Below are 7,131 nucleotides of genomic sequence, written 5' to 3'. Positions count from 1 at the left end.
AAAAAGGTCCCAACACCAATTCGTGTCGGGACCTTTTATTGCGAGTGCCAGTACCGTATTAACGGCGACCGCACCCAATCTTTATCATTAACTGAATTCCATATCGTGATGATTCGTCTTGGCCAATTGACTGACGATTTGTAACCAATCCTTCATGCTGACCATGACAGCTGAATCTTGGGTATTGGGATTTTCCACCTCAATGGTATCGTGGCCTTGATTAACAATCGTTAACAACTGGTTGATATTTTTCTTTGCTAATGCGGTAGTAACTTTTTTCATACGCCCATCTCCCAATCCGTTCCATAATTGTTGCCATTGTGCACCAATCAACGAAGTGCGTCAAGCAGTGCGAGCAATTATTCAAGTAACTGAGCAATATTCTACACTATCCCAGCGGGCGTTGCACCTAAAAGGACCGCATTTTACCGAAAATTAAAGTCGCGGGGTCTTGAACATCGACTTGAGCACGTTGCGGATGATTTTCATCTGTTCCGCTGTAATTGGCTGACCGTCGTATTCAAACTGGTTTTTCTTATTCTCGACCACTTTTTTCAAATCAACGGCAGCGGAATTGGCGCCCTTGGCAGTCGGTTCTTTATCCTTACCAACTAGTTTGGTATAACTCGTTCCTAACACCTGGGCAACTTCTTTCAAGGTCCCCACTGACGGTGTGTGTTTCTTCCAACTATAGATGGCGCTGGCACTTAGGCCTGCCAACGTTGCCACTTCAGCCAAAGTCAAACCGTTCTTCTTTGCAAACTGACGAATATTTTTGAGTAATTCACCATTATCGATCTTCAAAAAAGCCATTTCGGTCACTCCTGTCAACATTCTAATCTCTGAATTGCCAAGCTATTCAAGCTGTTCCCATCTTTTAAATAAACCGCAATCACGTTGCAACATCCTTGTCACATTCACCGCTTATGATAGGGTCAACGTTTGATAATGAAATGGGACACGGGGATTTCGGGGAGGAAATACATAATGAAACAACGTCTTATCGCATTAATCGTTGCCATTGTCGGTCTGACTGTCGGTCTGTGACACGCCCCTGCTGTCGAAGCACAAGCTACCAACCGGGTCATCACGACCACGTCGGTCACCAAGACGGCGTATCTGACTAAGAATTCACAGGGTGGGCTCTACCAAATGAGCGGTCCCGCCAACAATACCAAAATCAAATCACTCGGTAAGCTGCAGCGCTACGGCAACCCAACGTGGTTCGTCACCAAGCAACGGCAAGTCCGGCTCGCCAACCGCACCACCGCCAAGTATGCTTACGTCACGAGTGCCAACAATCGTGTCAAGGGCTGGGTCAAGACGGGTTCCATTAAGAAGAGCACGCGTTCCTTCACGAACCTTTACAACGTCGCCAAATCCAAACTTGGCCACCGCTACGTCTACGGTGCAGTCGGCCCCAACACGTTTGATTGTTCCGGCTACACCAAGTACGTCTTCAAACAAGCGGCTCAAACGAACCTACCGCGAGTCGCACAAGCGCAGTACCGGCAATATCGCAAGATTTCCAAGCAACGCGCACAAAAGGGCGACTTGGTCTTCTTCGGTAGCAACACCGGCTCGATCTCACACGTCGGTATTTACGTCAGCGGTGGTAAAATGATTGACGCGCAGGATAACGGCGTCAAAAATGAAAAAATCTACGTTCCCTGGTGGCACGCTGTCGGTTATTGCCAGCCCGTCAATTTTGGCGCTTAACTAGTCAACCTATGCCATCACCCATCGGACCCTCAGGCTAGCTTGTGGGTCCTTTGTTATTTTCGCGATTATCCTGACCGCTGTCAACTGTGACGGTCAGTTCGGACTGCATCCGACTTAACTGGTGCTGTCTGGCGCTCGAATCGCCGCGGTTTCTTGGGATGATACGCATTGTGTTAATTCTTAAAAGCAGCCAGCTTAGGACCCGCTGGAAAAAACGCGAACTTGCGTAAACCTGCTGTTGTGGCCGCGTCCTACCCCGGCTTCCAGGCATTTCTGACAACGCTGGAACGCGATGGACACAGATTTAAGCCGACAACCCACGTCTTAAATACTGGTCTTTCACTAACCAAGCACAAGACGCTTGCTAAGTGAAATTTCATCGCTGAGCATTGTCAGAAACACCTTCCAGCCTGTATCCCATTCAAAGGCTGAAAAGTGTGGCCCCCCAACTTTTTGATAAACTAGTCGTTGATTCTTAGTAAACAGTCATTTGACATGAATCGTGATTGAACCATGCCATCTGTTAAGTTCAAAGACAGCAATTGTAACATTTTGCTTTAAGACTTATTTCTGATGAAAGCTATCATACTCGTGTTCAAATTACGGGAGCCAGCAGCGACGCGGAACATGTCAGAATTCTTGCTAGTCACCCAAGATACAAAAGTCTAGAATGCTAAACGGGTAGTAAATCTATCTTCCAAGGCTATGAATATTTTCTATCAAAATTGATCAACAATCTTCTGACCACCATATCATTTTCTAAATGGGACAAGTATCTAAGCGCTCAATAAATCTTCATCGATTCTGATTCAAACTTTGTATGAAGGGCCAGTCACCTAATATTCAGTGATCAATTGCACCAAGTTAGGTGGTCGTTCATCTGCCATTCGAGTGGCTTCCCGACTGGAGGGGCTGGCTGACAATGCTCAGTAGCCAAATTATTCTTAGCTGGAAGTGGGTTGCTTCCGGCTTAGAATAAGACTCGTATTTGAAATTGCGCAGTGGGTTTCTGCGTGAATTCAAATCGATGTCGGCTTACGTTCCAGCAATTGTCAGCCGGCCCCGGAAGTCGGACTAAGGCGCGCATCGGCTGACGAACAGTAAACTAGCCAGCACGATTGAACCATCTTTATGACGAATATCCACATACGTATCACGTATTTATCGATAACAAAAGGGAGCGCCGAAACGTGGCTGCTCCCCTTGTATTTTAATTACGCCGCTGACAAACCGTCAGCAGAGCTATTGCCGACGTGATAGTTCTTGATAGCGACTATACCAGATATCGATGTAGTCTTGTGAAAACGGGCCTTTTTTGTGCTTGATCCAGTCAACCAACACCTTCACATTTGCTTTTAAAATGCGATCAGTATCGGCTGAATAGTGCCACTGGGCGCCGTGTTCTTCGTACTCATCAACATCTAACAACCGGCGTTCACCATCCGGAAAGACTTTGACATCCAAATCATAGTCGATGTACTTCAAAGCCTCTTTGTCTAACACATATGGTGATGCCAGGTTGCAATAGTATGAAACGCCGTTATCGCGAATCATCGCCACGATATTAAACCAATAATGCTTATGAAAATAAACGATTGCTGGTTCCCGCGTCACCCACCGACGGCCATCATCTTCGGTGACCAGTGTGTGATCGTTACAACCAATTAAGACGTTCTCGCTTGTTTTGAGTACCATTGTATCGCGCCAAGTTCGATGTAAACTTCCGTCGTGCTTATAGCTTTTGATCGTAATGAAGTCGCCTTCCTTAGGTCCTTTCGCCTCGCGCGCCATATTAACCCAACTTTCTAACTGAGGGTAAATTTTCATCGAATTTCATTAAACATTATACCAGATTTTTATGGCGTGCGGGCAGGTAATTCGACCTTTTCACTCATCCGCGACTTGTTCGTCGATAAATCGGTTAATTTCATCCATCATGAAGCCCTTTTGAAACAGGCTGCGTTTGGTCCGCATCGCCCGTTCGCGAAAGCTGTATTTGCGATTCCGTTGCCAGAGCTTGGTGCCTTGCGTGACGAGGGCTTGCCACTGTTCATCTTCATCCGGTTGAAGGTCTAAGCCGGCAATCGCGGCCGTAATCGTGTCATTGTCAAAGCCCTTGGTCATCATGCCTTGGCGCACCTTTTGTTGCATCGTCTTAAACGCCTGTTTGTGATAACGTTTGGCAAGCTTACGGGCTAATTCACTGGCGTTGTCGATTTGTTCGTCTGGACTAAATTGCCCGGCTAATGCGTCGTCAATCAGCTGTTCACCGACTCCTTTTTGGCGTAGGTTCTGGCGAATCACCCGCGGCCCCTTATCACTGGTCCGTTTGGCCGTGCGTACAAAGGCATCCGCGTACTGCTGGTCATTTAACAATCGCAGCTCGCGCAACTGTTGCATGGTTGCATCAATCACGGGCTCCTCGATTTCTTCATCACGCAACTTATCATGGACTTCCTTTTCCGTCCGTAACTGGTGCGACAAATAATCCAACGCTCGCGTGTACGCTCTGGAAACGTCATCTGCGGCAATCATCGCCGTTTGGAGCTCAGCATCGATTTCCATGCCCTTGAAGACTCGAAACTTGATCATCACCGATTCACTGATGGGAAACGCATACTTGCCATCGAGATAAATATTGTAGCGCCCCGCCCGTTTTTGCGCGACGATCTTCGTCACTTTCTCCGTCATGCTTATCCAGCCTCCGATTCAATTAATGGTTGACTATAGTGTACCTAAAAATCGCTTAGTCAAACAACTAATTTCCTCGGGATGGGCCTGAATGCCGAAATAATCAACGACCGTATCCGCAAACCGGTTCAGATTTTGGGCGTCCGTCCCATCTAACTCACTCGCCGCTTGATTGGGCGTGGCGCGTCGTTGGTGGTAATTACTGACGCCCTGCTGTAATTGCCGGCCTTTCTTCAATTGACGGTCGACCATCGGCAGGCTCATATCGATGAGTAACCGGATGCCGCCCGCATAGACTAATTCAGTCATCAGTGGCCGTTCCACCGCATCGATCAGGTACAGCCCGTTATACCAGTTAGCCATCCCGCGTTTGGCCGAGGTCTGAGGCATCAGAATCGCTTCCCCGTGAATAATCGGCAACTTATGCGGTGAGAGACCTTGATCAGTAGCGACGGCCCTGACCAAATGCGAACCTGAAAAACCTAATTGACGCGAATAGCGAATCATCAGTTGGCGCGTGCTCCATTTGGACTTCAAAATACCCCGTTGACGGTCAAAAACCAACGCCTTCTCTGGACATTTTAAGTGCCCGATGTCAAGTAGATAAAATGTCTGTAAAACGTCGATTTTGTCACTTTCTAAACGTGTAGCGTATTTGACTAAGCGTTCTGGCTGCCGGGTGTCCCAGCACCCAACATCGTTATACCAGAACGGATTCACGGTGGTGCTGACAATGTTATTTTGGTTCATGACTCACAAACCCTTCAAAATCTGATTTTGGTCTCTAATATTGATAATTCTGCACGCACCCCTACTGCAGGCATTAGATTAATCCCATCATATCAATAGTGCTCAATCTATCCTAGTACAATGCTCGCAATTGATGGAATTCTCATTGGAAGATTAATAATGAAAGCAAATCGTCATCTTTCATTCATTTTTCACACCCAACAATCGGTATTTGCCTTCGCTACACTGGAGTCAACCTTGGCCAAGGGATTCAAATCAAACGAGGAATAACTTCATGCACGCAGACCGTTTAGATAATCAAGCCGCGTTCGACTTGCTCGCGGAACCAGAACACCAACGTCTCCTCTATGGCGCCTTGAAAGCGGCCAACATCACCCGCTACCACCCGCAATTCGAGGATTGCGTCACAGTTGCCCACCTGACCTGGTTGGCCGCCTATCAGAATTACGAGCCAGAATTACCCGCCAATCTGCCGGACTTTCGTAAGTTCGCCTTTCGCCGCATCAAATGGCGCACCGTCGATTATTTACGGCAACAGACGCTCCGCACCCAGTCACAAGTCGACTTGGAACACGCCTTACCAGTCGCAATCGACCCAATGAGTGACCAGGAAGCCCACTGGCAACTTTCAGCGCTACTCACAGATTTATTGCGCCAATGCCGTCCCGGCGAGCGCATCTACCTGACTGAATTCTTTTTGGAAGAACAATCCGTGGCCGATATCATGCGGACTCACGGCGTCAGTCGGCGCACCGTTTATAACTGGCGGGCCAGTCTGTTGGTGAAGGCACATCGGCTGTATCAGGCCGCCGATGCGCAAGATTGAGCCCTGGTGGACGGGGATTCGCTGATCGTGGTGGCAATTGAACTGCCGGCAAATTCTCAGTTGGTCGCAGCTGGCAGCTGATTAGTCGCTAGCCGGCAACAGTCGGTAAATCACCAGTGGTTACTTCGTCAATAGCCAGAGAGTCACGAGCATTCTAGCACGATAATTTCTACCGGCCAACGCTCCCATCATCGGCGGGCACGCGCACGATAAAAAACCACGTTTCAGGATAGAAAGGACTTTACGCCATGCACACTTGGTTGAACACACAGCTCATCATGGTCGCCACCGACCATCAGCACCGACTTCACCGCCAAACTTGGCACAACTGCCGCAACTTGACCGACGCGGATTTGGCCCGATTACTTCCCATTTTCACCCGGTTAGTTGGCGACGCGATGGCGCATGTCGAGCTTCACATGACCACTGAATACGCGAATTAACGGCATTTTTAAAAAAGTTTGTCAAAAAGTTGCACAAAATGGCCTGCTCAGCCGTCTGTATTAATGTAAGCTGGCCAGCCTACCACAACAACTCTAGGAGGAACTACAACATGACTAAAACTTGGTTAAAAGCAACCCTGACTGTTCTAACGACAACTGATCTGGACGAACAACGTAAGCACACGTTTAACGGCATCGCCCAGGACGCGACCGACGAACAACTTGCCGCTTTTGGTAAAGTTATCGAAGTTTTGACGGGTGACCAATTCACTACCGCCAACTTGGCAAACGCCTACCGCTACGAACCACAACCCGCTGCTTAATACACCCACATCCTTAGGAGGAACGCCATGAAAACCTTAGACTTAAGCTTTAAGACCAGCACCAACAAAGTTCACCACTTGAAATTACACTACGCCAACGACAACTTGAGTAAGGAAGTCGTCAGCCAAGCGATGGCTGATCTGGCTGCCACGAAGCTCTTCGCCAAGGACGGCGAAAACTTAGTCGCTGAACCATTAGCCGCTAAGTACGTCGAAACGATTGAGACACCAATTATCACCGCACCAAAGGCTTAAGCGTATTTCCCGTTGTTACTAGTAATCCCCGGTCAGGCATTTGCTGGCCGGGGATTTTTTAGGAGTGCGCCCGGCATGGGTGATAACTAGGCGGTGCAAGTCCGCTGTGGGCCGTAGTAGT

General features: G+C 48.3%; 10 protein-coding genes. 5 read left to right on the top strand and 5 right to left on the bottom strand.

The genetic code is table 11. From position 1 onward, the window contains the following. Positions 1–87: 87 nt before the first annotated feature. Positions 88–282 (bottom strand): type II toxin-antitoxin system Phd/YefM family antitoxin, encoded by a 195-nt coding sequence (locus tag KGF70_RS16065; RefSeq protein WP_021337480.1) that lies wholly within the window; start codon positions 280–282, stop codon positions 88–90. Between the two features lie 153 nt (positions 283–435). After that, on the bottom strand, positions 436–813 hold the full coding sequence (locus KGF70_RS16060; RefSeq protein ID WP_003638258.1) for a helix-turn-helix domain-containing protein: 378 nt from the start codon (positions 811–813) through the stop codon (positions 436–438). A gap of 339 nt (positions 814–1,152) precedes the next feature. Between KGF70_RS16060 and KGF70_RS16055 the strand changes: the two genes are divergently transcribed. After that, on the top strand, positions 1,153–1,719 hold the full coding sequence (locus KGF70_RS16055) for a C40 family peptidase (RefSeq protein WP_253954906.1): 567 nt from the start codon (positions 1,153–1,155) through the stop codon (positions 1,717–1,719). 1,245 nt (positions 1,720–2,964) lie between these two features. On the opposite strand, the gene KGF70_RS16050 is transcribed toward KGF70_RS16055, so the two are convergent. From KGF70_RS16050 to KGF70_RS16040, 3 genes are all read right to left on the bottom strand, one after another. Further along, positions 2,965–3,513: a DUF402 domain-containing protein gene (locus KGF70_RS16050; protein WP_003638256.1), complete on the bottom strand. Its 549-nt coding sequence runs from the start codon at positions 3,511–3,513 to the stop codon at positions 2,965–2,967. A gap of 96 nt (positions 3,514–3,609) precedes the next feature. Next, positions 3,610–4,413, bottom strand: coding sequence for a recombination regulator RecX (gene recX, locus KGF70_RS16045; RefSeq protein ID WP_216769558.1), 804 nt, complete (start codon positions 4,411–4,413; stop codon positions 3,610–3,612). Between the two features lie 33 nt (positions 4,414–4,446). After that, a complete protein-coding gene (locus KGF70_RS16040) occupies positions 4,447–5,163 on the bottom strand; it encodes a hypothetical protein (protein WP_216769557.1) in 717 nt (238 codons plus the stop codon). 274 nt (positions 5,164–5,437) lie between these two features. Here KGF70_RS16040 and KGF70_RS16035 point away from each other — a divergent pair, with 274 nt between their 5' ends. The 4 genes from KGF70_RS16035 (at position 5,438) to KGF70_RS16020 (ending at position 7,010) form a co-directional block, all read left to right on the top strand. After that, positions 5,438–5,989, top strand: a complete 552-nt coding sequence (locus tag KGF70_RS16035) for a sigma-70 family RNA polymerase sigma factor (RefSeq protein ID WP_216769555.1) — start codon at positions 5,438–5,440, stop codon at positions 5,987–5,989. 248 nt (positions 5,990–6,237) lie between these two features. Then, positions 6,238–6,432, top strand: a complete 195-nt coding sequence (locus KGF70_RS16030; protein ID WP_065674602.1) for a hypothetical protein — start codon at positions 6,238–6,240, stop codon at positions 6,430–6,432. Between the two features lie 110 nt (positions 6,433–6,542). Further along, positions 6,543–6,755, top strand: a complete 213-nt coding sequence (locus KGF70_RS16025; RefSeq protein ID WP_216769553.1) for a hypothetical protein — start codon at positions 6,543–6,545, stop codon at positions 6,753–6,755. Positions 6,756–6,782: 27 nt separating this feature from the next. Then, entirely contained in the window at positions 6,783–7,010 is a 228-nt protein-coding gene (locus KGF70_RS16020) for a DUF2922 domain-containing protein (protein WP_050340372.1), read from the top strand. Positions 7,011–7,131 lie beyond the last annotated feature (121 nt).

The organism is Lactiplantibacillus sp. 7.2.4, from assembly GCF_018991185.1.
GTDB classification, from domain to species: Bacteria; Bacillota; Bacilli; order Lactobacillales; family Lactobacillaceae; genus Lactiplantibacillus; species Lactiplantibacillus pentosus.
Note: the sequence above shows the minus strand (reverse complement) of the source record. Positions and strands in the feature narration are given on the sequence as shown.

Excerpts from the sequence above, each read along its gene's own strand:
- KGF70_RS16065 (WP_021337480.1), bottom strand. The coding sequence starts at position 282 with ATGAAAAAAGTTACTACCGCATTAGCAAAGAAAAATATCAACCAGTTG.
- KGF70_RS16060 (WP_003638258.1), bottom strand. The coding sequence starts at position 813 with ATGGCTTTTTTGAAGATCGATAATGGTGAATTACTCAAAAATATTCGT.
- KGF70_RS16055 (WP_253954906.1), top strand. The coding sequence starts at position 1,153 with ATGAGCGGTCCCGCCAACAATACCAAAATCAAATCACTCGGTAAGCTG.
- KGF70_RS16050 (WP_003638256.1), bottom strand. The coding sequence starts at position 3,513 with ATGGCGCGCGAGGCGAAAGGACCTAAGGAAGGCGACTTCATTACGATC.
- recX (WP_216769558.1), bottom strand. The coding sequence starts at position 4,413 with ATGACGGAGAAAGTGACGAAGATCGTCGCGCAAAAACGGGCGGGGCGC.
- KGF70_RS16040 (WP_216769557.1), bottom strand. The coding sequence starts at position 5,163 with ATGAACCAAAATAACATTGTCAGCACCACCGTGAATCCGTTCTGGTAT.
- KGF70_RS16035 (WP_216769555.1), top strand. The coding sequence starts at position 5,438 with ATGCACGCAGACCGTTTAGATAATCAAGCCGCGTTCGACTTGCTCGCG.
- KGF70_RS16030 (WP_065674602.1), top strand. The coding sequence starts at position 6,238 with ATGCACACTTGGTTGAACACACAGCTCATCATGGTCGCCACCGACCAT.
- KGF70_RS16025 (WP_216769553.1), top strand. The coding sequence starts at position 6,543 with ATGACTAAAACTTGGTTAAAAGCAACCCTGACTGTTCTAACGACAACT.
- KGF70_RS16020 (WP_050340372.1), top strand. The coding sequence starts at position 6,783 with ATGAAAACCTTAGACTTAAGCTTTAAGACCAGCACCAACAAAGTTCAC.